This is a genomic window from Porphyromonas cangingivalis (assembly GCF_900638305.1).
Lineage (GTDB): Bacteria > Bacteroidota > Bacteroidia > Bacteroidales > Porphyromonadaceae > Porphyromonas_A > Porphyromonas_A cangingivalis.
On the sequence record NZ_LR134506.1, the window covers coordinates 13,926 to 37,330 of the forward strand.

At 48.6% G+C, this 23,405-nt stretch carries 19 protein-coding genes, 1 tRNA gene and 1 pseudogene; 17 read left to right on the forward strand and 4 right to left on the reverse strand.

The window, feature by feature from the left end:
- Positions 1 to 165 precede the first annotated feature (165 nt).
- The 12 genes and pseudogenes from EL262_RS00070 to EL262_RS00125 all read left to right on the forward strand — a co-directional run bounded on the left by EL262_RS00070 (position 166) and on the right by EL262_RS00125 (position 13,437).
- Entirely contained in the window at positions 166 to 2,403 is a 2,238-nt protein-coding gene (locus EL262_RS00070; RefSeq protein ID WP_159100547.1) for an outer membrane beta-barrel protein, read from the forward strand.
- 161 nt (positions 2,404 to 2,564) lie between these two features.
- Positions 2,565 to 4,352, forward strand: a complete 1,788-nt coding sequence (gene lepA, locus EL262_RS00075; RefSeq protein ID WP_025839045.1) for a translation elongation factor 4 — start codon at positions 2,565 to 2,567, stop codon at positions 4,350 to 4,352.
- A gap of 3 nt (positions 4,353 to 4,355) precedes the next feature.
- Positions 4,356 to 5,846, forward strand: a complete 1,491-nt coding sequence (dnaB, locus tag EL262_RS00080) for a replicative DNA helicase (RefSeq protein ID WP_025839043.1) — start codon at positions 4,356 to 4,358, stop codon at positions 5,844 to 5,846.
- A 93-nt stretch (positions 5,847 to 5,939) separates the two neighbouring features.
- Positions 5,940 to 6,821: a cell division protein FtsX gene (locus EL262_RS00085; RefSeq protein ID WP_025839037.1), complete on the forward strand. Its 882-nt coding sequence runs from the start codon at positions 5,940 to 5,942 to the stop codon at positions 6,819 to 6,821.
- 2 nt (positions 6,822 to 6,823) lie between these two features.
- A complete protein-coding gene (locus tag EL262_RS00090; protein ID WP_025839033.1) occupies positions 6,824 to 7,096 on the forward strand; it encodes a DUF3098 domain-containing protein in 273 nt (90 codons plus the stop codon).
- An 8-nt stretch (positions 7,097 to 7,104) separates the two neighbouring features.
- A pseudogene (locus tag EL262_RS00095) lies at positions 7,105 to 7,955 on the forward strand (undecaprenyl-diphosphate phosphatase).
- Positions 7,956 to 7,976: 21 nt separating this feature from the next.
- Positions 7,977 to 8,744 carry a tRNA pseudouridine(55) synthase TruB gene (gene truB / locus EL262_RS00100; protein WP_025839030.1) on the forward strand — a complete coding sequence of 256 codons (768 nt, stop codon included), beginning with the start codon at positions 7,977 to 7,979 and terminating at the stop codon, positions 8,742 to 8,744.
- Between the two features lie 28 nt (positions 8,745 to 8,772).
- Positions 8,773 to 9,822: a tRNA preQ1(34) S-adenosylmethionine ribosyltransferase-isomerase QueA gene (gene queA / locus EL262_RS00105; protein ID WP_025839028.1), complete on the forward strand. Its 1,050-nt coding sequence runs from the start codon at positions 8,773 to 8,775 to the stop codon at positions 9,820 to 9,822.
- Between the two features lie 32 nt (positions 9,823 to 9,854).
- A complete protein-coding gene (folK, locus tag EL262_RS00110) occupies positions 9,855 to 10,325 on the forward strand; it encodes a 2-amino-4-hydroxy-6-hydroxymethyldihydropteridine diphosphokinase (RefSeq protein ID WP_025839026.1) in 471 nt (156 codons plus the stop codon).
- Positions 10,326 to 10,757 (forward strand): Holliday junction resolvase RuvX, encoded by a 432-nt coding sequence (gene ruvX / locus EL262_RS00115; RefSeq protein WP_025839023.1) that lies wholly within the window; start codon positions 10,326 to 10,328, stop codon positions 10,755 to 10,757. It begins immediately after the preceding gene.
- Positions 10,758 to 10,790: 33 nt separating this feature from the next.
- Positions 10,791 to 11,345, forward strand: a complete 555-nt coding sequence (gene def, locus EL262_RS00120) for a peptide deformylase (protein ID WP_025839022.1) — start codon at positions 10,791 to 10,793, stop codon at positions 11,343 to 11,345.
- A gap of 19 nt (positions 11,346 to 11,364) precedes the next feature.
- Complete coding sequence (locus tag EL262_RS00125; RefSeq protein WP_036853913.1) at positions 11,365 to 13,437, forward strand: tetratricopeptide repeat protein; 2,073 nt, start codon at positions 11,365 to 11,367, stop codon at positions 13,435 to 13,437.
- 298 nt (positions 13,438 to 13,735) lie between these two features.
- Here the strand turns inward: EL262_RS00125 and EL262_RS00130 are convergent, their stop codons facing one another.
- From EL262_RS00130 to EL262_RS00145, 4 genes are all read right to left on the reverse strand, one after another.
- Complete coding sequence (locus EL262_RS00130; protein ID WP_126464320.1) at positions 13,736 to 14,887, reverse strand: IS256 family transposase; 1,152 nt, start codon at positions 14,885 to 14,887, stop codon at positions 13,736 to 13,738.
- A gap of 235 nt (positions 14,888 to 15,122) precedes the next feature.
- Positions 15,123 to 17,123, reverse strand: coding sequence for an OPT family oligopeptide transporter (locus EL262_RS00135; RefSeq protein WP_025839312.1), 2,001 nt, complete (start codon positions 17,121 to 17,123; stop codon positions 15,123 to 15,125).
- A 54-nt stretch (positions 17,124 to 17,177) separates the two neighbouring features.
- Positions 17,178 to 18,359, reverse strand: coding sequence for a nicotinate phosphoribosyltransferase (gene pncB / locus EL262_RS00140; protein WP_036854089.1), 1,182 nt, complete (start codon positions 18,357 to 18,359; stop codon positions 17,178 to 17,180).
- Between the two features lie 47 nt (positions 18,360 to 18,406).
- Positions 18,407 to 19,723, reverse strand: a complete 1,317-nt coding sequence (locus tag EL262_RS00145) for a UDP-glucose dehydrogenase family protein (RefSeq protein ID WP_078735957.1) — start codon at positions 19,721 to 19,723, stop codon at positions 18,407 to 18,409.
- Positions 19,724 to 20,030: 307 nt separating this feature from the next.
- Here EL262_RS00145 and EL262_RS00150 point away from each other — a divergent pair, with 307 nt between their 5' ends.
- The 5 genes from EL262_RS00150 to EL262_RS00170 all read left to right on the forward strand — a co-directional run bounded on the left by EL262_RS00150 (position 20,031) and on the right by EL262_RS00170 (position 23,400).
- The gene (locus EL262_RS00150) at positions 20,031 to 21,008 is read left to right on the forward strand and encodes a polyprenyl synthetase family protein (RefSeq protein WP_078735958.1); all 978 of its coding nucleotides are present in this window, start codon (positions 20,031 to 20,033) and stop codon (positions 21,006 to 21,008) included.
- Positions 21,005 to 21,811, forward strand: a complete 807-nt coding sequence (locus EL262_RS00155) for a TatD family hydrolase (protein ID WP_051522814.1) — start codon at positions 21,005 to 21,007, stop codon at positions 21,809 to 21,811. Before EL262_RS00150 ends, EL262_RS00155 begins: the two co-directional genes overlap by 4 nt.
- A 122-nt stretch (positions 21,812 to 21,933) precedes the next feature.
- Positions 21,934 to 22,021: transfer RNA gene (locus EL262_RS00160), tRNA-Ser, on the forward strand.
- Positions 22,022 to 22,099: 78 nt separating this feature from the next.
- Positions 22,100 to 22,921 (forward strand): MotA/TolQ/ExbB proton channel family protein, encoded by an 822-nt coding sequence (locus EL262_RS00165; RefSeq protein WP_025839317.1) that lies wholly within the window; start codon positions 22,100 to 22,102, stop codon positions 22,919 to 22,921.
- Between the two features lie 5 nt (positions 22,922 to 22,926).
- Positions 22,927 to 23,400 (forward strand): hypothetical protein, encoded by a 474-nt coding sequence (locus EL262_RS00170; RefSeq protein WP_025839318.1) that lies wholly within the window; start codon positions 22,927 to 22,929, stop codon positions 23,398 to 23,400.
- The last annotated feature ends 5 nt before the right edge of the window (positions 23,401 to 23,405 follow it).

Sequence of the window (23,405 nt, forward strand, 5' to 3'; positions counted from 1 at the left end):
CATCGGCAGAGCGTGTTTGATGAAGAGGAAAAGTATTGATAACTATTTGGAATCAAAATAAAAATGCTACATTCACGGCAATTGTGATAGTTTTTAGTCCGATACAAATAAGATTTATCCATGAGGACGCATTTATTGGGGTTTCTATTCTTATTGATGAGCCAGATGTTATCTGCCCAAATCATAAGAGGTACCATCAAGGACACAGCAGATCGTTCGGCCATAAGCCAAGTACGGGTTACGGCTTATAGCCGGTCTGATTCTTTGAGCGCATATTCCGATCCGCAAGGGCATTTTGCCCTCCAACCCCTGAATGGTATGCGAGTGGTACGACTTACCTTTTCGCACATGGCATATGAGCCTGTGGAGCTAAGTCCTTCTGCCGACTCCTTCATGGAGGTTTACCTCAACCCAAAGACAACACAACTGGATGAAGTCGTCATCAAGCAAGAGTTTTTGTCCAGACGTGATGGCAATATCATCGTCAATATTTCTCGGATTCCAAATGTAGTCAATCTGCAAACCGATCAAGTATTGACAAGGATACCCGGGGTTCTTAAGATGAGCGAAGGGGCCTACTCCCTCAACGGTAAGTCTGCCGTGATCTATGTCAATGGGGTCAAGCAGACTATTTCCGCCGGTTCTCTTGCTGCTTTCCTCTCCAGCCTCCCAGCCGGTGCCGTCTCTTCGGTGGAGCTTGTACCCGTCAATTCGGGCCAATATTCAGCAACCACAGAAGCTGTCATTGACATCAAGACCACTCCCAATATCCCTCTCGGCTACTCATTTCAGCCCTCAGTTCATTCTTCGTTTTTCAAAAATGGGCTCAAGGATATCGGTGCCAATCTATTTTACATGACTAAGGTCAGACGGTTGTTGTTTCACAACACACTTTCGTATACCAACGAAAGAATTTATTCTGATTATCTCGACAGCTTGCTCCTTGCCGATCGGGCTCCTATCATCCAGGAAGGTGGTCGGAGGGGTAGAACGAATGTGATAACTTACAATGCTTCTCTTCTATACACTTTGCCAAGTAGTCATCGCTTGACTTTCAATACATTTATATACTATGACTTCGCCAAGCCGACCCTGCATTGGTATACCTCCCTCAATAAGTCGATAATCCAAAGAAAAGAGCATAGCGACCTCTACAACTTTTCTCTCGTGTACCAAATACCCTCTGCCAATCTTGCCTTTAATGGGGATATAGGGTACGGCTTTTCGTATGGTGGTGTCTATCAAGAAGCAGACTATTTCCGTTTGGATGGAGAGCGATACAACCGTTCGGACGTACGTATGGACGGCTTCCTCAATACTCTTTATGTGAATCTACACTCTACCTTCGGAGACTGGAAACTACACTATGGGCTACAGGTAGACTACAACAGTGTCAGGGACAAATCCGTCTATCAAGACGGACGACAGTCAGATTTTGGAGGCTTTGAGATCCTCCCCGCTCTTTATGCGCAGGCTCAATATCGATTGAGCAGACACCTTGGGCTGAAAGGTAGTGTCCGAATGGAGACCACACACTATCAGTACACCTTCGGGGAAGAGCCTGTAACCAAGGACTATACCTCTCTCTTTCCCTCCCTCTTGCTCAATGGGGACTTTTCCGATTATAGCTTTACATCGGGGCTGGTGTCCAATATCATCCGACCAAGGTACCAGACGATGATCCCGGGACTACGACAGAGCAGTGACTATATGTACTACTCGGGCAATCCTGACCTCAAGCCCTGCGATGGCTACGGACTGATATTCAATAGTACTTTCTTTGGGTATGCACAGCTCAATCTCATGTATGCCTTTGTGGCTGATAATACAGGTAGTGTGTACGCAAGGAAGGGTGAGTATTTGATAAAATCTACTGAAAACATTTCGGATCAACAGTATTTTGCTGTGAATGCGCTCCTCCCCTTTTCCTTTTGGGGAGATAAGCTCACGGGACAACTCCAGGCCGAAGGTGCCCATCGTAAGTTGTACAACTTCAAACATGGCTTTGTCCCTCCTCTTGGTAGATCTGCCTCTTATTGGTCACATAGCTACAATGCCAGTGTAAGTTACTCGCCGACCGATCGTGTCAATGTCACTCTCTATGGCTCCTACGAACCGCGATATTCCTCTACTCTGCTTGAGACTTCTTGGAATACGAAGTGGAGTCTCGAACTGTACTATTCCTTCCTCAAAGAACGCAATCTTACACTCTACCTCGGGGCATACGATCTCTTTAGGCGGGACAATGTATACACTTCATACTTCCTTGACCATGCTGAACGCTCCAAGGTCTTCAGCATCGGCCCCTCTTTCAAGATCTCCCTCAAATATCGACTCAATAAGGGGCAGAAGGTCATCGAAGAGTATAGGGATTATACACCCAATGCCTCCCGCATCCGATAGATACTGTTGTGCAGAAATGGAAGAAATGTCAGGTCTTGACTTGGGGATGGAAATGATATTTTTTTGTACCTTTGTCCTTAATCCCTTGCTCTCTGTTGCAGGCTTATAGAAGCGTGCCAAGGGGTTAAGATCAGACTGGAAATTTATATACGATAGACCAAATGAAGCATATTCGCAACTTCTGTATCATCGCACACATTGATCACGGTAAGAGTACCTTGGCAGATAGGCTGTTGGAGGAGACCAAGACTGTAGATCAAAAGGCTCTGAAGGATCAGGTGCTGGACAATATGGATCTCGAGCGTGAGCGTGGTATCACCATCAAGAGTCATGCCATACAGATGAACTATACCTTGGATGGGCAAGAATATACCCTCAACCTCATCGATACTCCGGGGCACGTGGACTTCTCTTACGAGGTGTCCCGCTCTATTGCAGCGTGCGAGGGGGCTCTCCTCATCGTTGATGCCGCTCAGGGGATACAGGCACAGACGATCTCAAACCTCTATATGGCTCTCGATCATGACCTCAAGATCATACCTATCGTCAACAAGATCGACCTCCCCAGCGCGATGCCTGAGGAAGTGACCGATGAGATCGTCGAGCTCCTTGGTTGTGATCATGATGAAGTGATCCGTGCCAGCGGTAAGACGGGCGAGGGGGTGCAGGACATCCTCCGTGCCATCGTGGAGCGTATAGATCCACCCAAAGGGGATCCGGATGCTCCGCTTCAGTGTCTTATCTTCGACTCTGTCTTCAACTCGTTCAGAGGGATTATTGCTTACTTCAAGGTCGTCAATGGGGTCATCCGCAAAGGTGATCATGTGAAGTTCATCGCAACCGAAAAGGAATATGAAGCTGATGAGGTCGGTGTGCTTCAGCTCGATATGATGCCTCGAAAAGAGATCCGTACGGGTGATGTGGGTTACATCATCTCAGGGATCAAGACCTCAAAGGAGGTCAAGGTGGGGGACACCATTACTCATGTCAAAGGTGGGGCCAAGGAGGCTATCTCGGGATTTGAGGAGGTCAAGCCGATGGTCTTTGCAGGGGTCTATCCGATCGAGAGTGAGGACTTTGAGAATCTCCGTGCTTCGCTCGAAAAACTTCAACTCAATGATGCTTCATTGACCTTTCAACCTGAGAGCTCCGCAGCCTTGGGCTTCGGATTCCGTTGTGGCTTCTTGGGGCTTCTTCACATGGAGATCATCCAAGAGCGTCTCGATAGAGAGTATAATATGAATGTCATCACCACTGTCCCCAACGTTTCTTATCTCGTCTACGACAAGAAGGGCGGGGTGACGGAGGTGCACAACCCTTCGGGACTCCCGGATCCGGCTACGATCGACAAGATCGAAGAGCCTTTCATCCGTGCTTCGGTCATCACCGATACAGCCTACATCGGGCCTATCATGACTCTTTGCCTCGGTAAGCGTGGTGTCCTCGTGCGCCAAGACTATATATGGGGTAATCGTATAGAGATCATTTACGACTTGCCTCTGGGTGAGATTGTTATTGATTTTTATGACAAGCTCAAGAGTGTGTCGAAGGGCTATGCTTCGTTCGACTACACTATACATGATTTCCGTGAGTCCAAGCTCGTGAAGCTCGATATCCTCCTTAATGGTGAGCCTGTCGATGCCCTCTCTACATTGACCCACATAGATAACAGTGTGACTTTCGGTCGTCGTATGTGTGAGAAGCTCAAGGAGCTTATCCCTCGTCAGCAGTTCGACATCGCCATCCAAGCTGCCATCGGTGCTAAGATCATCGCTCGTGAGACAATCAAGGCGGTGCGTAAGGACGTGACGGCAAAGTGTTATGGTGGTGACATCTCTCGTAAGCGTAAGCTCCTCGAAAAGCAGAAAGAGGGTAAGAAGCGTATGAAGCAGATAGGTACGGTGGAGGTGCCTCAAAAAGCATTCTTGGCTGTCCTAAAATTAGACTAAGTCATGGCAGAAACAACAGGCAGGAAATTTACCAAGAAAAAGGAGGGAGAGGAGTCGGTAAGACCCACTCGTGTCCCCCCTAATAGTATAGAGACTGAGGAGATCGTCCTCGGTGCGCTGATGATCGAAAAGGATGCTTATCCGCTTGTGGGTGAGCTCCTTCGTCCTGCTTGTTTTTACGAACCGAAGAACAGACTGATATTCGAGGCCATCCAAGACCTCGCACTCCTCGAACGTCCTGTCGATGTGCAGACGGTGATCGAACAGCTCAAAAGGAATAAGACCCTCCATGAGGTGGGTGGTGAGTACTATCCCATCCTTCTCTCCACGCAGATCAACAGTACTGCCCATCTCGAGACCCATGCCCGCATCTTGTACGACAAGGCTTTGCAGCGTGAGCTCATCAGCTTCGGCAACGAGGTGATCAAGAATGCTTTCGATGAGAGTATCGATGTCGTGGATACGATGCAGGATGCTGAGAGTAAGCTCTTCGAGATCACTCAACGTACGGACAAAGATGAGGTGGAGCACGTGAAGCACCTCATCGGCGACGCACTCAAGCAGATAGAGCAGGCAAGCAGTCGTAAGGAGGGTATCAGCGGACTCAATACCGGTTTCCGTGAGATCGATGATATGACTTCGGGCTGGCAGAGTCCGGATCTCGTCATCATCGCAGCACGTCCTGCGATGGGTAAGACCGCCTTTGTCCTCTCCATGGCAAGGGCTATGGCGATGGACTATGGTATCCCTGTGGCCATATTCAGCCTCGAAATGAGTAAGACACAGATCATGACGCGTCTCATCGTCAATCACACTGAGATCCCCAACGATAAGATCAAGCGTGGTAACCTCGATCAGGAGGAGCTTCGACAGCTCAATGAGGGGCTTGACCCTCTGTATGAAGCTCCTCTGTTCATCGACGACAACGCAGGATTGTCTATTTTTGACTTGCGTTCGAAGGCTCGTCGTCTCGTACGTGAGCATGATGTGAAGATGATCGTCATCGACTACCTGCAGTTGATGACTGCCAGTGGTATGCGTGCCAATACGAACCGTGAGCAGGAGGTGAGTATGATCTCGCGTTCGCTCAAGCAGCTTGCAAAGGAACTCAATATCCCTATCATTGCCCTCTCTCAGCTCAACCGTAGTGTCGAGAATCGTGGAGACGGCAAGATCCCTCAGCTCTCCGACCTTCGTGAGTCTGGTGCGATCGAGCAGGATGCCGATATGGTGTGCTTCATCCACAGACCCGAGTACTATGGGATTACGGAGGATAAGGAAGATGGCAGGGACTTGAGAGGCTTGGGGCAGTTCATCATAGCCAAGCACCGTAACGGCCCTACAGGGGCGGTCTACTTGAGGTTCAAGCAAGAGTTTATCAAGTTTACGAGTGCTCTCGATCATCCTATACACAACAAGGCTCAGCACGTCACGATGACATCGTCGCTCAATGCTGATGTGTCCGATGCTCCGTCATACGACCTGGAAGTATAGGCAGGCTGTGAAGAGGATGAGCCTTGCTCAAGAATTATTATTTGTATCTTTGTGAAAGTCCATAATCCTTAAAATAGTAACGATAAGAAGCTGATGGGACGACGGGAGAAGAGACATAAACCGGGCTTTTGGCATTCGAGACTCACCGGCATAGTGAGTGTCTCGATGGTACTTTTTTTGCTCGGATTGGTGGTGATGATAGGGCTTATGGGGCGTGAGCTCAAGGCCTATGTCCAAGAGAGTATGACGGTGGCGGCGATCATGTCACCCAATGCTACGGATAATGATGTCAAGAGCCTTGAGGCTTTTCTCAAAGCACAAGCCTCTGTGAAGGATATGATATACATCTCCAAGGATGAGGCTCTAAAGGAGGTGTCAAAAGAGTTGGGAGAGGATCCTCAGGAGTTTTTGGGGTGGAATCCTATGTCTCCTGCGTTTGAACTACACCTCAAGTCCGAGGTCTCGTCGGACAGAGACGCTGTAAACGCTTTCATCACACAGTTAGAAAAGCATACCCTCGTCCAACGAGTCAACTATAAGAGGGACTTGCTGGATGAGATCAATAATAATATAAGGATCATCACCCTCGTGATGATTGTGGTGGCGGGACTTTTGCTCCTTGTCTCCTTCACCCTCATCAGCAATACGATCCGTCTGCTTATCTATGCACGACGCTTCTCCATCTATACGATGAGACTTGTGGGAGCAACGCCCGGATTTATCCGCAGACCATTCGTGATGCAAAACATGTGGAACGGATTGGTGGCGGCATTTATTGCCCTTGCGTTGCTGGTTTGGGGAGCTTATTATGTCGTGTCTCTCTATCCTGTGATGGGAGAAATGATGACTTGGCAGAATGGTGCCATCCTTGCAGGGGTGCTCGTCTTCTTCGGTATGATCATCTCCGTATGGTCTGCTGTCGTGACTGTCAATAAGTACATGAGAATGGATATGAACAAACTATACCGTATCTGACTATGCAAGAAAAATCATATAAGTTATACACCTTCAAGAAGGCGAACATCTATATCTTCCTTGTCTCCATATTTTTGGTCGTGCTGGGATATATCCTTATGGCAGGTGGAACTTCGCCTGATGGGGTGAGCTTCAACCCGGAGGTGTTTTCTTTCACACGTATCACAGTCGCTCCTATATTGTGCACACTCGGCTATGCCGGTATCCTATTGGCGATACTTTGGAGAGGCAAGAAGAAAGAGGCGGTAGGGGATAATACCGAAAATAAAGAGTAACACCGGAGATGTCAGTAGTCGAGGCTATCATATTGGCTATCGTTGAGGGATTGACGGAGTTCCTTCCGATCTCCAGCACCGGGCATATGGTCATCGCTCAGTCCCTCATGGGGATGGAGAGCACGGAGTATGTCAAGTCATTTACGGTGATGATACAGTTCGGGGCGATACTCTCAGTCGTGGTGTTGTACTTCAAGAGGTTTGTCAACTTCAGCCTTCCTTCAGATATGTGGCATGGCAATGTCCCCGGATGGCGTAGGACATTGGCACGATTCAGGTTTTACTTCAAACTCGTGGTGGGTGTCGTGCCCGCGGTTATCTTCGGTCTTTTGCTCAACGATTGGATCGACAGGATGTTGGGGTCGGTATGGGTTATTGCGGTGAACCTTATCCTCGGCGGTTTTGTTATGTTATTCATCGATGGTCTCATTCGACGTAACGAACGTTCGGAGGTAACCTATCTCAATGCTTTTATGATAGGCCTCTTCCAGTGTATCGCAATCCTCCTTCCGGGGATGTCTCGCTCGATGTCCACCATTGTCGGTGGTATGACACAGGGTCTGACTCGAAAGGCGGCTGCGGAGTTCAGCTTCTTCTTGGCTGTGCCTACCATGTTTGGCGCAACCCTTTTGAAGGCCTACAAGATGTGGAAAGAGGGGGGATGGAGGTGTTCTCTCAGAACATGGATACCCTTATCATTGGTAATGTGGTGTCGTTCATCGTCGGTCTCATGGCCATACGCTTTTTTGTTGCTTACCTGAGTAAGCATGATTTCAAGGCCTTCGGTGTCTACCGTATCATCGTGGGTGGTATCATCATTGCAATGTTGCTCTTAGGCATAGATCTTGCAGTGATCTAAATAAGTTGGTGAACTTTTTTGATGACAGATATAGAACGTAGAAATACTCATGCCGAGTATGAAAAGAGACTGGACAATCCCTTCTCCAAAGGACTTATTGTCGGTATAGAGAAGCCTTTGCACTGGACTTCGTTTGATGTGGTCAATAAGGTGCGTTACTTGCTGACAAGGAGGTTGAAGCTCAAGAAGTTGAAGGTGGGACATGCAGGAACGTTAGACCCTTTGGCTACAGGAGTTGTCGTCCTCTGTACGGGTAAGTCGACGAAGATGATAGAAACTCTGCAAGCTCACAATAAGACCTATCGGACGACGATCAAACTGGGGGCGACAACCCCTTCGTATGATATGGAAACGGAAGTGGATAGGTATTTCCCTACTGAGCATATCACTCGGGAGTTGGTGGAGAAGATCTTGCAGACCTTTGTGGGTACGATACAGCAAGTGCCTCCTACATTTTCGGCGTGTAAGGTCGATGGTAAACGTGCCTACGAGATGGCAAGAGTGGGAAAAGAAGTCGAACTGCGTGCCAAGGAGATAAGCATCCAAGATATCCGCCTCCTGCGGTATGCTCAAGACGAGATAGAGATAGAGGTGGACTGTGGAAAAGGAACTTATATCAGAGCCTTGGCGAGAGATATAGGAGAAGCGCTTGGCAGTGGAGGCTATTTGACTGCCTTGAGACGGATCCGATCCGGTGATGTGGATGAGGATTCATTGATAACGATGGAGGAAGTCCCAGAGTGGATCGAACGTGTATTGTCCGAGAGCGAAGACAAAGACAAATATTGAACAACGAACAGATGAAGATATTATAGATATGAAACTTTCTCAATTTAATTTCAAACTACCGGAGGAACTCATTGCTCAGCACCCGGCAAAGTATAGAGATGAGTCCAGGCTCTTGGTATTACATTCGAAAACTGGGGAGATAGAACACAAAGTATTTAAGGAAATCACAGAGTACTTTGGTAAGGATGATGTTTTCGTGTTCAACAACACAAAGGTCTTTCCCGCTCGTCTTTATGGCAACAAGGAGAAGACCAATGCAAAGATCGAGGTCTTCCTTCTTCGTGAACTGAAGGCTGAACAGCTCCTTTGGGATGTCCTTGTCGATCCTGCTCGTAAGATAAGAATTGGGAATAAACTCTTCTTCGGAGAGGATGAGTCTTTGGTAGCAGAGGTTATAGACAATACGACATCTCGTGGCCGTACACTACGCTTCCTTTATGATGGAACACATGAGGAGTTCAAGCAAGCTCTCTTTGCTCTCGGACATACGCCCCTGCCAAAGTATATACAAAGAGACCCGGAGCCGGAGGATGAAGAACGCTATCAGACGATCTTTGCCGAGGTCGAGGGGGCTGTCGTTGCACCGGCTGCGGGGCTTCACTTCAGTCGTGAGTTGATGAAGCGTTTGGAAATCCAAGACTGTCGTTTTGGTTATCTGACTTTACACACAGGTCTCACTGCTTACAGAGATATAGATGTGGATGATCTCACGAAGTACAAGATGGGCTCCGAACTTATGAATGTGGACAAGCGTTGTTGTGACTCCGTCAATGAGGCTCTTGCTCGTGGTGGGCGTATGTGTGCTGTCGGCACATCTGTGCTCAAGGCGCTTGAAACCTGCATAAGCACTGACGGCTTCATCAAACAGTATGAGGGATGGACAAGTCGTTTTATCTTCCCGCCTTATGAGTTTCGTGCAAAAGCGGCGATGGTGACCAACTTTCACATGCCGTACTCTTCACTCCTCATGATGACAGCTGCTCTTGGAGGATATGAGCACGTGATGAATGCTTATGAAATTGCTGTAAAGGAAGGCTACCGTTTCGGAGCCTATGGTGATGCAATGTTGATCCTTTAATATGAGATTGTGACATGGGAAAGTCTTCGACAATGCGAACTTATTACCTTGGTCTAGGCTCTAACATAGGAGATACGCAGCACTACCTCTCCTTTGCGAGGGAAGCCATCTCCAGACATGTAGGCGAGATCACAAAAGAATCAGCGGTCATCTCTACTGAGCCTGTAGGGTTTGATTCGGTCAATACATTCAGTAATCAGGTTATAGAGGTTCAGAGTAATCTGAGTCCTAAGGAGATACTTCGAGAGACCCAGAAGATCGAGTGGGAGCTTGGGCGAACTCATAAGTCTCACGGAGGTACGCATTATGATCGCACGATGGATATCGACATTATCCTTTGTGGAAGTATGATTTATAGTGATGAAGAACTCATTATCCCTCATCGTGAATTCCGTACCCGTGCGTTTGTCGTCGACCTTTTGGCCGAAATTGCCCCCGAGTTGGTTGATCCTGTCACGGGTAAGACAATGCTCGAACTCTCGGAACGTCTCAAAAACAAGTAAATGGGACGACTTGTGGCACTCGATATCGGGCGAAAACGTACGGGGATCGCAGCTACCGACATTATGAAGATTGTGCCTGGTGGGCTGGGCTACCTGCCTACGCATCAGATCCCTGAGTGGTTGGTCAAGTATTGTTCGGAAGAGGAGGTCGAGAAAGTCATCATCGGCGAGCCCAAGCAGGCCAACTATCAAGACTCCGAGAGTGTCAAGTACATCAATCCTGTGATCAACAGGATCAAGAAGTTGCTTCCGGATTTGGAGATCGTTCGTTATGATGAGCGTTACACTTCCGTGATGGCCCAACGTGCGATGATCGATGCCGGGCTCAAGCAACACAAGAGAAGAGAAAAAGGACTTGTCGACGAAATAAGTGCCGTCATCATTCTCCGAGATTATATGGAGTACATCGACAATACGTCTTTCAGATTATAAATAAACAGAAGAACGGCATAAAAATCATAAGTAATGAAACTACCTATCTATCTATACGGCCATCCTGTGCTCAGAGAAGAGACCGCTGAGCTTGACAGTAATTATCCTGATCTCAAAAAACTCATTGCGGATATGTACGAAACCATGTACGATGCCGAAGGTATCGGTCTTGCAGCTCCTCAGATTGGTAAAGCCATACGTCTTATGGTCATCGATGCTGATGTGCTTGCCGAAGACTACCCGGAGTGTAAAGATTTCAAGAAGGTCTTCATCAATCCAAAGATCACCGATCATAACGACGAAACTGTTTCTCTCAGTGAGGGGTGTCTTAGCATTCCCGGCATTCAGGAAAAGGTGTCTCGTCCGACAAAGATAACAGTCGAATATGTGGACGAAGCTTTTATCCCACAGAAACTCGAACTTGAAGGGTTTGCGGCAAGGGTCTTTCAGCACGAGTTTGACCACATCGAGCAGACCCTCTTTACAGATAGGATATCTCCTATGCGCAAACAGATGATCAAGTCCAAACTTCAGAAGATCTCTCAAGGTAAGGTGAACACTCACTACCGCACGGTCATAAAAAGATAAATCCAATATCCCAGAAGTCATGAAACGAGTTCTTTGTCATCTGTTCATCATGCTTTTTGCATGCTTCGGGCTTTCTGAAGAGGTCTCGGCGCAGATTGACACAGATCGTGTCATGATTATCGGTCAGAATGCCATATCGTTCAAGGATTACGTTTTGGCCATTCAATACTTCAATACGGCTATTCGTTATAATCCCGAAAAAGCCGAACCCTATTTCTATCGTGGTGTCGCCAAGTACAGTCTCGGAGACCTTTACGGTACGGAGGCAGACTGTACCTCTTGTTTGGAGCGCAACCCATATATTTACCGGGCTTATTTTCTCAGGGCCCTTGCTCGCCAGACTTTAGGTAAGGATAGCCTTGCGATGTCCGACTATAAAGCTGTCTTGTACAACAACCCTGATGATCAAGGAGCTTTGCATAACATCTCACTTTTGCATATCGAAAAAGGAGATACTGCTCAGGCTCACGAAGCCCTTGATCGTCTCAAACGCTTCTATCCGCAGTATGCACCCACATATCTCATAGAGGGTTCATTGGCTTTGTCACAGAGAGACACTATCACTGCGACAACGCTTTTTCAGAAGGGATTAGAACTCAATCCCACCTCCGATGCTCCTTACAAATCCTTGGCAAGGGTCGCTTATGCGAAGCAAGACTACCGCAAGGCTTTGGAGTATCTTGATAGAGCCTTGGATTACGATACCGAAGCCACTGATCTCTATGCTCTTCGAGGTATTGTTCGCTTTCAGATGAACAACCTGAGGGGGGCTATGGCTGATTACTCCACGGCTCTTGATCTCAAGCCTGCCAATCTCTTGGCTCGTTACAACAGAGCTTTGCTTCGTACCCGTGTTGGGGAATTACAAGGTGCCGTTGAGGACTTCAATGTCCTTCTGAGGTATGAGCCCAACAATACCCTTGCTCGTTACAATAGGGCTCTTCTCTCCACTGATTTGGGAGATTACAGACAGGCTAAGCTCGACTTGGATGTCATTATCGATCGTTATCCCACATTTGTCCCTGCCTACCTCCAACGAGCTTCAGTACATCGCTATACGGGAAACAATAGGGGTGCGGACATCGATATGCACTACGCATCTCAACTCATGAACGATCCCAAGACACGTAGGCAGTTCCAACAAAAGGGCGTAAACAAATCCAAAGATCCCAACGATGATCCTGAGACAAAAGCCACTAGAGAAGAAGAGGACAAAAACATCCATAAGTTCCGAATGCTTGTTTATGATGGTAGTAAACACGGATACAGTGACCTCTACCAAGACGATGAAGGTATCCGTGGGCGAGTACAAGATCGTAAGGGTAGGGTAGAAGCCGAACCTATGTACATTCTCTCTTATTATGAGACAGAGTCCAAAGGCAAGATCGAGACCAACGAGTACAAAAACACTTGGGGCAATCCCCACGTAAAATACTCACTCCGTTTTATCCGTCAGCTCCCTCTCCTTTCCGAGAACATCATCGCAGAGCATCAGAGGAGGGTTGCGACAGCACTTGAGACAAATTCCGATACCGACCTCTTTGCGAGGGCTATGGATCTCTCCACACTGAGAGATTACCAAGGTGCATCCGAAGCTCTCTCGCGTATCATCGACACATCGTCTGACATTGCACCTCTCTCCAGGTTTCAGTATGCTACGGTACTTATGTACCTGTATACATTGGAAGTAAATAAGGCGACAAAGGAAGCTTCTGATAATAGAGCCTCTTCGACTGCTCGACCTGCTTTAGATCCATCGAAAAATCCTTTGGCTTTGGCGTCATCCGCACGTCTCAAACAGCTCTCCAATAATGCTATCGAACAACTAAAACTTCTCGATGCTCAGTATCCTGACACTCCTTTTATCCTGTACAATCTGGGTTGTATCTACTATATGACGGGCGCATATAAAGAAGCCATCGACTACTTCACCAAAGCCATCGCTTTGGACAAAGATTTTTCGGCATCCTACTTCAATAGAGCCCTCTGTTATTACGCCATCGGTAATGCCGAAGTTGGGCACAGAGACATGAGCACAGCAGGAGGTTTGGGGCTATACAAGGCTTACAGCATCATCAAACGAATGCAGTAAGGGCTCCCACACTCTCCACCGAGAGGCCGACACACAAAGATAATACACGCGACAACCCGCTAGTCGATTACGGTCGATTATCGTCGATTTGTCTCGTCCTAAATAAGCGTTACACTTATTGGACAAAAATACATTTTTCACATCACAGCATGAGTACCCATGCTGTGATGTTTGTTTTTATACGATTTAATTCGGTAGTGTCCGAAAAAGTGTGTAAGGTTAGTTCTCCCTTTTTCCCCTGGGGCATGCCCCAGGGGAAAAAAACTTTGAGTTTTTCGTGTTATTACTCATTACTCATTTATTTGGTGCTCCACTCTTGGAAATAGGGTAACCTCCTTGCGTAAGTCCTTTCGGTCATTTCTCGGGCTACAGAGCCCAAGAGAAAGACGACGGCATCTGCCGAGGGTAGAGCCCCACGCATACGCAGCGTACGCTTATAGCTCCGATTGAGACGCTCCACCCAATTCGTTGAGTAAATCATACGACGAACACCCTCCGGGAACATCAGGTAAGTGAAGTAGCCTATATTGCGAGGTGCCGACAAGGAGAGCAGGCTCCGGTAGCTTTTCCCCCAGCGTTCTGCAAATGTACACAATTTCTCAAATGCCTTGATGGGTGTAAGACTTGTACCCGAAATAGGAAACAAGTCTTCCAACTCTTGTCTCATCCTATCCTTGTCCCTCTTCGATACGGCATTAAGTGCGTGACGCTTGAAATGAACGACACACAGCTGATGGGAGGAGTGAGGGAAAGCCGAGGCGATGGCTCGTTCAATCCCTTGTAAAGCATCTGAGATGATCAGGTCTATACGTTCGACTCCACGTGCTTTGAGGGCTTTCAACTCTGCCTCCCAATTCAACGCTCCCTCCGTGGGATGATTCACCACACAAAGCACCTCCCGACTACCGTCAGGAAGCAACCCCAACATCGTGTAATAGGCTTCCTGAGCCACACGTTCCTCCCGCCGTGTGTAGGCAAAGGTAGCATCGATGTACACGGCCAAATAGTGGGGCGACAGTTGGCGTTCCAACCACTTGTAGATCTCCTCTTTACTCGTGTTCGAGAGAAAACTGACTTGCTGCTTGCTATAGTGATAGCCGTAGATCCGTTCGCACACCGAACCAATGTCTTCGCACGAAAGTCCTCGGGTGTAAAGTTCATGGAAGAGGAGGGCGCGTTCGCTTTCCTGATGGGAGAGGATGCCCAAAATTAGGGGCTGAAAATTCCCTGAACGAGTACGTGGAATGCGAAGCTCAAAGCTACAGCCATAGCCTCGCCATCGACGAGGACGGAAACCATTGCATTGTTCACCCTCATGCTCTTCGACAAAAAGAGCACGTTCTTGCTTCGAGAAGGTGTCCAATAGTACACGGATAAGTTCGTTAATACCTGCCTCTGATGATAGCATTTCAGAAATAAATGCCGACTTTTGTGTTGTTGTAAGCTCCATTGTTCTTAGGTTTATTTTTTTTCTTACCTCAAAGTTAAGGACTAACGGGGCTTACACACTTTTTTAGGACAGTATCCTCATGGCTAGTTCTAAGTAGATTAAAGATGCTGCAGAAAAATCAAAGGGGCTACATCGAAACTCAAATTCGATGTAGCCCCTTGGGGTTGAGGTTGTCTGTTTTATCGGTGAGAGTAGGGGGAGTTATTCCCCATTGCTCTTGTCGATACGTGTTTGTTTACTTCTTATCCTTGCTGGAGGGTTTGGAGGCGAGGACAAGGTAGGTGATGATGCAGAGGTAGACGAGGACGGTTACCCATTGTGAGGCTGAGCTTTCGAGCCATGCCCTGTCTACGAAGTTAAATTCGAGGTAACGCATCGTTGCACTTACCACGCCCATGAGTGCCCCACCTGCGATGAAGCCAGATGCGAGGAGTGTCCCCTTTTCGAGGCGTGCCTTATTGACGTCTGCATCTTTGCTACGAGTGCTGACAAACCAACTGATGAGACCTCCGACGAGGAGAGGCGTGTTGAGTTCGAGTGGGATGAACATACCAAGTGCGAATGCCAATGCTGGGACTTTGAAGACCGTGAGCAGGATGGCAAGGATCGCACCGATACCGTAGAGTGCCCACTTCGCAGAGGTACCCGACATCAGTGGCTCGATGAGGGCCGCCATTGCATTTGCTTGTGGCGCTGCAAGGGTACCGTCGGTGAAGCCGTAGGTTTTGTTGAGGATCATGATGACACCACCCACCGTTGCTGCGGATACGAGTGTGCCGAGGAACTTCCACCTCTGTTGGTTGAGAGGGGTAGACCCGAGCCAATAGCCGATCTTGAGGTCGGTGATGAAGCCTCCTGCCATAGAGAGTGCCGTGCAGACCACACCACCGATGATGAGTGCCGACACCATACCTGCTGATCCTTTCATGCCGACAGCCACAAGGATGATGGATGAGATGATGAGGGTCATGAGGGTCATTCCCGATACGGGGTTGGAACCCACGATGGCGATGGCGTTGGCAGCCACTGTGGTGAAAAGGAAGGCGATGAGTGCCACCAAGACAAGGCCTACACAAGCGAAGAGGAGGTTGTCTACGACACCAAGGTAGAAGAATACGCCTGTCATGACGAGTGCCAAAAGTGTCCCCCATGCGATGACTTTCATCGGAAGGTCTCTTTGGGTACGGGGCTCGATGACAGCCTTAGAGCCATCTTTGCCTTTAAGTTCCTTACCTGCAAGGCTGAGTGCCGATGCGATGATGCTACGGCTGCGGATGATGCCGATGATACCTGCAGTGGCGATACCTCCGATACCGATGTCTCTTGCGTAGGTGCGGAAGATCTCTTCGGCGGACATGCTGCCCACAGTCGCTGTGATGTTGGGGTCTCCGAATGTCAATACGATGTCATTAAAGATGAGAGACATACCGGGGACGATGATCCACCAGACAAGGAACGAGCCCGCACAGATGATTGCCACATATTTCAACCCGATAATGTAGCCGAGCCCGAGGACTGCAGCTCCCGTGTTGAGCTTGAAGACCACTTTTGCCTTGTCTGCAACGGCTTCGCCAAAGGGTAAAACTCTACTGCTGAAGACCTCGTGCCACCAACCAAATGTCGATACGGCAAAGTCATAAAGACCACCGACAAGACCTGCGATGACGAGAGGTTTGGCTTGGCTACCGCCTTTTTCACCCGAGACAAGTACCTGTGTGGTCGCTGTCGCTTCGGGGAATGGAAATTCTCCATGCTTCTCCTTTACGAAGTACTTGCGGAACGGAATGAGAAGCAAGATGCCAAGGATACCGCCAAGGAGCGAACTCATAAAGACTTGGAAGAAGCTCACCGAGATCTCCGGATACTTTGCCTGTAGGATATAGATCGCAGGCAGGGTGAAGATCGCACCTGCCACGATGACCCCGCTCGAAGCACCGATGGACTGGATCATCACATTTTCGAGGAGGGCATTTTTACGTTTTGTGGCACTCGACAGACCTACGGCAATGATCGCAATGGGTATCGCTGCCTCAAAGACTTGTCCCACCTTCAGACCGAGGTAGGCGGCTGCGGCACTGAAGATGACTGCCATCAATATCCCCCATGCTACCGACCATACGGTGACCTCCTTGGGCTGGGCGGCATCCGGGATGAGAGGAGTGTAGGTCTCTCCCGGCTTCAGAGGGCGAAAGGCATTGTCCGGCAATTCGCCTTGTTTTTTGAGTTCTTCTTTCATAGTAAATTATAAATTAAGTTAGATAGAGGTGCGTTTCTGTCGTATCACGAGCAATCAGATGATGCCGAGCGTCTCCTTTGCCAGACGGATTTCATTCTCGCTACCCGTGTGCTTGCCGGCGACATCTGAGAGTTTGACACAGTCTTGCCAAGGTTGGCTTTTCGACATGCGACACTTGAAGAGCTTCATGACGATGTTGAGGGGCTTGATGTTGTTGCCCACATCGTTGGTCAGATTCGTGCCGATACCGAAGGTCGCTCCGATCTTACCATCACAGTACTCTTTGATCTTGACCGCCTTAGGTATATTGAGACTGTCGGAGAAGACGATGTACTTGATCGTCGGGTCTATCCTCAGTTCGGCATAGCGAGCGAGGGCCTTGTCCGTGAAGAGCAGAGGGTCGCCACTGTCGTGTCTCAGGGATGTGAAGAGGTTGGCGTGCTTCTTACTGAAGTTGAGCATGAAGACATCTGTCGTGTACGTGTCTGTGAGCACAGTGCCGAGGTCGCCATCGTACACATCGATCCAATGCTCCATAGACATGTAGTTCGCCATCTTGTAGCCGTATATCGCACCATGAAACTGCACCCACTCGTGAGGGTGGGTCCCTGTCACACGCAGACCATGCTTCATGGCATAGTACATATTGCTGGTGCCGAACAAACTGTCTCCCCCATACTCCTTGAGCAATCCCGTGACAAGATCTTCGACCTCACCACTGAAGCGTCTTCGCATGCCGAAGAGCGATACTCTGAGATCGTTCTCTCTCATCTCTTTGGCCTTTGAGATGGCCGAATTACGCAGGTAGTCCATATCCGGAGTCTGTCCTTTAGCCTTGAAATAAAGCTCAGACACCAACGCAAGTATAGGGGTCTCCCAAAGCGTGATGCGGTACAACAACCCTTCCGCAACGATGCTCAGACGACCATCGATCATATCCACGGTCACCTCCGAGGGGTTGAACCTGTACCCTTTCAGGAAGTCTATGTATGTAGGTGGCAGGTAGGGTAGGGCATTGTAGAGAAACGTCTCCTCTTCTGCCGAAAGTGCGATCTCACTCATCTTTTGGATCTCGGCACGTACCAAATCCACAAATCCCTCGGGGTAGTCGATGCCGTCTCTGTCGACAAATCTAAACTGTCCGCAAGCCCTTGGAAAGAGCTTCGAATAAGCATATCCTGTCGTGAACTTGTACAAGTCCGTGTCCAGCAGGCTTTTGATCACACATTCACTCATAATATTATAATCTTTTTGTGTCGTAAATACTAAGTCTGTCCGAACGGTCATCTACCCATCCCCGTGTACTCGAACCCCAAAGCTCGTAGTTCGTCGGGCTGATAGATGTTGCGCCCATCGATGAGGAGGCGTCCCCTCATTGCTTCGAGGATACGATCCCATGAAGGCATGCGGAACTGCTTCCACTCTGTCAGGAGGATGACTGCATCTGCACCTTTTGCCGCATCGTAGATGTCCTCAGCATAGTAGACCGATGAGGGGAGACATTTTTTTGCCTCTTCAATGGCGACGGGATCGAAGGCCCTCACCTCTCCTCCTGCACTTGCGATGGCAGAGATCGTGTAGATCGAGGGGGCTTCACGCATATCATCCGTTTCAGGCTTGAAGGCCAAGCCCCACACGGCAATGACTTTGCCACTGAGGTCGTTGCCAAGGTGTTTTACCAGCTTTTTGTAAGGCTGTAGTTTCTGTTCGTCATTGATGCGATCGACCTCTCGGATGATGCTCATCTGTAAACCCGCCCTCTTTGCCGTATCCGATAGGGCTTTGACATCCTTGGGAAAGCAAGAGCCACCATAGCCACAGCCGGCATAGAGGAACGAACTGCCGATACGCTTGTCGGCACCCATCCCCTGGCGTACCGACTCGACATCCGCACCGACCACTTCGCAGAGGTTGGCGACCTCGTTCATGAAACTTATGCGGGTTGCCAACATGGCATTGGAGGCATATTTTGTGAGCTCGGACGATGCGATGTCCATGAATATGACCCTGAAGTTATTGATCGTGAACGGACGGTAGAGCTTCGTCATGATCGCTTTGGCACGCTCCGAGTCCGTACCCACGATGACACGGTCGGGACTCATGAAGTCCTTGATCGCGGCACCTTCTTTGAGAAACTCGGGGTTCGAAGCGACATCGAAATCGACGGACGAACCTCGCTTCGTGAGTTCGTTGCGTACGATCCCCTTGACTTCCAATGTCGTACCTACGGGTACGGTGCTCTTCGTGACGATGAGGGTGTATTTGTCGATCACCTGACCGATCTCCTTTGCTACGGCATAGACAGCAGACAGATCTGCTGCTCCATCCTCACCCGACGGTGTGCCTACGGCAATGAATATGACCTCGACACCGGCTTCGACACACTTACGGAGCGATGTTTCAAAGTGCAGGCGACCGACCCTTTTGTTTTTGGTCACGAGGTCGCTCAGCCCGGGCTCGTATATGGGGATGATGCCCGATGAGAGTTTGTCTATCTTTTCTTTATTGATGTCAACGCAGTAGACTTGCAATCCCATCTCGGCAAAACATGCTCCTGAGACCAAGCCCACGTATCCTGTACCTACTATCGCTATCTTCATATATTTGTTAAACTATAGACTTTACAAAAGTAAAACAAAAAAAGGGATTTTCCTGCCCTTACTCTTTTTCCGCTCCGCCAAAATACCGAAAGCTTCGACTTTGCTTTGTCCATAATGTCTGTCGGACGACAGAATACTTTATGTGCCACTACAGAATGTATTCTGTCCCCGAACGGAATACTTTCCGGCAGGCTTCGGAATCATCGGCTTGGCTTTTCTGCCGAATGTGCTTTTTTCGCCCTGATGTCCTCTATCCTCACAAAGATTACTATCTTTACCAACCATTAAAACCGAAAAGTGCTTTACGATGAATAAAGAACAAGAATATCTCCTCCGAGAGGTCGAGCGGGCTCTTGAGCGTGTCATCACAGATAGCGATCGCCCCAAGGAACTGTATGATCCTATTAAGTATGGTCTCTCGATGGGGGGGAAGCGACTTCGCCCTGTGCTTGCACTGTTGGCTTACCGCTTATTTGCGCCCCAAGGGGATTTGGCTATTCCGCTTCGTGCGGCTGTGGCTTTGGAGGTGTTTCACAACTTCACGCTCCTGCACGATGATCTTATGGATGATGCGCCCATGCGTAGAGGGCAGCCTACAGTTTACCGTAAGTGGGATGCAAATACCGCTATTCTTTCGGGGGATGCCATGATGATTGTGGCTTATAGAGAGCTGGCAACCCTACCTGCCGAGCTCTTGAAACCTGTGCTGGAGGAGTTCAACGCCATGGCTCTCGGTGTCTGTGAGGGACAGCAGTACGATATGGACTTTGAGCACCGTAGGGATGTTTCCGTGGATGAGTATATGTCGATGATCCACTACAAGACCTCTTGTCTCATCGCTTCGTCTATGAAGATCGGTGCGCTCATTGCCGGTGCGACGACCGAACAGTGCGAACGGATATATAAGGTAGGTGATGCCCTTGGGCTGGCATTTCAGCTCATGGATGACTACTTGGACATCTGGGGAACGGCTTCTTTTGGTAAACGGAAAGGGGGAGATATCCTCGAAGAGAAAAAGACTTGGTTGCTGATCAAGGCTTTGGAGCTTGCTTCCAGAGAGGGGACATTGGCTTTGTCAGAAGCTCTTGCACTTAAGGATGAGGAGGCAAAGATCGCCGAGGTGACGAAGTATTACGAGGCTAAGGGGCTGAATAAACAGCTTTTGGGGCTGGTGTCGCATTATTCTGCTCAAGCTGTCTCATTACTCGAAGGACTCAATATAAATGAGGCATACGCAGAGGTGTTGAAGGGGATCATCATAAGTCTTACTGCGCGCGAACTATGATGGAGAGATCACAGACGATACTTGTCGACACGCATTCGCATGTCTTCACCGAGGAGTTCGATGAGGATAGGGATGCCGTGATCGCTCGGAGCGTGGAGGCGGGAGTCGGTGCCATCCTCTTGCCCAATCTCGATGATACTTCCATCGAGGCGCTCATGGGGCTTGCCGATCGCCATCCCGGAGTGTGTTTCCCGATGTTGGGCTTGCATCCCTCTTATGTCGAAGCGGACTATAAGGATCGACTGGCAAAGATTCGTATCGCTCTCGAACAATTTCATGACCGCTGTGTCGGCATAGGTGAGATCGGGTTGGACTATTACTGGTCACTGGAGTACAAGGCGGAGATGAACGATGCCCTAAGGACACAGCTCTCCTGGGCACTGGAGTATGATCTCCCCGTCTCTTTGCACGCTCGTGATGCCATCATGGATACGATACAAGCCATCAAGGATGTCGGCGCAGACAAGCTGAGAGGTGTGTTTCATAGCTTTACGGGTACGGTTGACGAGCTCAAAGCTGTGCTCGATCTGCCTCACTTCTATGTCGGGATCAATGGAGTGGTGACATTCAAGAACAATGATTTGAAGACTTTCCTTGTGGATAATCTCCCTCCCGAACGCCTCATCATAGAGACCGATGCTCCATATCTTTCACCGATGCCGAAAAGAGGTAAGCGCAACGAACCTGCTCATCTTGTGCATATTTTTGAGTATTTAACTACACTATATGGTATGTCGGCATCAACTATGAGAGATAAACTCTTTGCCAGTTCTTCTAATTTATATAACTTTACGGTCAGATAGTCTGTTTTTACTCTTATTAAGGCTCACCGCTTGGTGGGATCACTGCCAAGTGTGGCGAGACAACCCCCTGAGAGATAACGGTTATCGCACACCAAGTGAGCGTGTGAAAGAAGACATTGTTTGGAGAGATGCTCGAGTGGTTGAAGAGGCACGCCTGGAAAGCGTGTATACGCCAAAAGCGTATCGCGGGTTCGAATCCCGCTTTCTCCGCAGATTTATTTCGCAAGAAATAAGTAACCCATAGAGAATAAATAAAGTATTAATCACTAATCTTAAAAAAAACGTACAATGAAAAGATTTTTTGCAAGTCTTGCGTTGGTAGGTCTTCTTTCAGTTGGATTTACTAATGCCGTTATCGCTCAAGAAGAAGCTACTCCTGAAGCTGTGCAGACAGAAGCTGCTGCTCCTTCAGAAATGGCAGCAACAGAAGAAGCTCCTGTAATGGAAGAAGTTGCTGTAACCGAAGGTGGATTCCACCAAGCTCTTAAGACAAAGTTCATCGAAGGTGGACCTGAGTTTATGGCAGCGGTTGCAATCGCTCTTATCCTTGGTTTGGCTTTCGCTCTTGAGAGAATCATCTATCTCAACCTTGCAGATACTAACAACGAAAAGTTCTTGAAGGAAATCGAAGCTGCTCTTGACAGAGGTGATGTCGAAGCAGCTAAGAATCTTGCTCGTGACACTCGTGGTCCGGTAGCTTCTATCGCTTATCAGGCACTTCTTCGTATCGACCAAGGTCTTGATGTCGTCGAGCGTTCTATCGTTTCGTATGGTGGTGTTCAGGCAGGTCTTCTCGAAAAGAACCTTTCTTGGATCACTCTCTTCATCGCGATGGCTCCATCTCTCGGGTTCTTGGGTACTGTTGTAGGTATGGTTCAGGCGTTCGACGCTATCGAAAAGGCAGGTGACATCAGCCCTACTGTCGTTGCAGGAGGTATGAAGGTCGCTCTTATCACTACTATTGGTGGTCTTGTCGTTGCGCTTATCCTTCAGGTGTTCTACAACTACCTTCTCAGCAAGTACGAAGGTATCCTTAACCGCATGGAAGATGCGTCTATCTCTCTCGTAGACTTCATCGTTAAATACAATGTGAAATACAAAAAAATCTAATAACAATGGCAGTAAGTAATATCCGTAAGGCTTCGAGCTGGACACTGCTGATTGTTGCAATTATTTCGGTGATTGTATTTGCACTATTCTTCCTCGGAGGCGTAGTCGATCCCGCAGTTGCTAAGCCAGAGCCTGTATATACAGGTGCCCTCTTATATTGGGCGTACGCTGTGTGTGGACTCGCAGTATTGGCGTTGGTGCTTTTCTCTTTGGGCTCTTTCGCAGCTCAGTTCAAGGCTAACCCCAAGAAGGCAATGCTCTCACTCGGTATCATCGTAGCATTCTTCCTATTGCTCGTAGTAACCTACAATATCGGTAGTGCAGACCGTCTACATCTCGGTCAAGACTTCCAGAAGTATAATGAAGCATCTTGGTTGAAGACAGCAGATATGTGGCTCTATTCGATCTATGCTCTACTTGGATTTTCATTCATCGCTGTAATTTGGGGTGCTGTAAAGTCTTTTGTATCTAAGAAGTAAATTTG

Coding starts and splice junctions, on each gene's coding strand:
- EL262_RS00090 (WP_025839033.1), top strand. CDS start 6,824: ATGCAAGAAAAATCATATAAGTTATACACCTTCAAGAAGGCGAACATC.
- lepA (WP_025839045.1), top strand. CDS start 2,565: ATGAAGCATATTCGCAACTTCTGTATCATCGCACACATTGATCACGGT.
- EL262_RS00150 (WP_078735958.1), top strand. CDS start 20,031: ATGAATAAAGAACAAGAATATCTCCTCCGAGAGGTCGAGCGGGCTCTT.
- dnaB (WP_025839043.1), top strand. CDS start 4,356: ATGGCAGAAACAACAGGCAGGAAATTTACCAAGAAAAAGGAGGGAGAG.
- EL262_RS00155 (WP_051522814.1), top strand. CDS start 21,005: ATGATGGAGAGATCACAGACGATACTTGTCGACACGCATTCGCATGTC.
- EL262_RS00125 (WP_036853913.1), top strand. CDS start 11,365: ATGAAACGAGTTCTTTGTCATCTGTTCATCATGCTTTTTGCATGCTTC.
- ruvX (WP_025839023.1), top strand. CDS start 10,326: ATGGGACGACTTGTGGCACTCGATATCGGGCGAAAACGTACGGGGATC.
- EL262_RS00165 (WP_025839317.1), top strand. CDS start 22,100: ATGAAAAGATTTTTTGCAAGTCTTGCGTTGGTAGGTCTTCTTTCAGTT.
- EL262_RS00130 (WP_126464320.1), bottom strand. CDS start 14,887: ATGGAGCTTACAACAACACAAAAGTCGGCATTTATTTCTGAAATGCTA.
- EL262_RS00170 (WP_025839318.1), top strand. CDS start 22,927: ATGGCAGTAAGTAATATCCGTAAGGCTTCGAGCTGGACACTGCTGATT.
- truB (WP_025839030.1), top strand. CDS start 7,977: ATGACAGATATAGAACGTAGAAATACTCATGCCGAGTATGAAAAGAGA.
- EL262_RS00070 (WP_159100547.1), top strand. CDS start 166: ATGTTATCTGCCCAAATCATAAGAGGTACCATCAAGGACACAGCAGAT.
- EL262_RS00135 (WP_025839312.1), bottom strand. CDS start 17,123: ATGAAAGAAGAACTCAAAAAACAAGGCGAATTGCCGGACAATGCCTTT.
- folK (WP_025839026.1), top strand. CDS start 9,855: ATGCGAACTTATTACCTTGGTCTAGGCTCTAACATAGGAGATACGCAG.
- def (WP_025839022.1), top strand. CDS start 10,791: ATGAAACTACCTATCTATCTATACGGCCATCCTGTGCTCAGAGAAGAG.
- EL262_RS00085 (WP_025839037.1), top strand. CDS start 5,940: ATGGGACGACGGGAGAAGAGACATAAACCGGGCTTTTGGCATTCGAGA.
- EL262_RS00145 (WP_078735957.1), bottom strand. CDS start 19,723: ATGAAGATAGCGATAGTAGGTACAGGATACGTGGGCTTGGTCTCAGGA.
- queA (WP_025839028.1), top strand. CDS start 8,773: ATGAAACTTTCTCAATTTAATTTCAAACTACCGGAGGAACTCATTGCT.
- pncB (WP_036854089.1), bottom strand. CDS start 18,359: ATGAGTGAATGTGTGATCAAAAGCCTGCTGGACACGGACTTGTACAAG.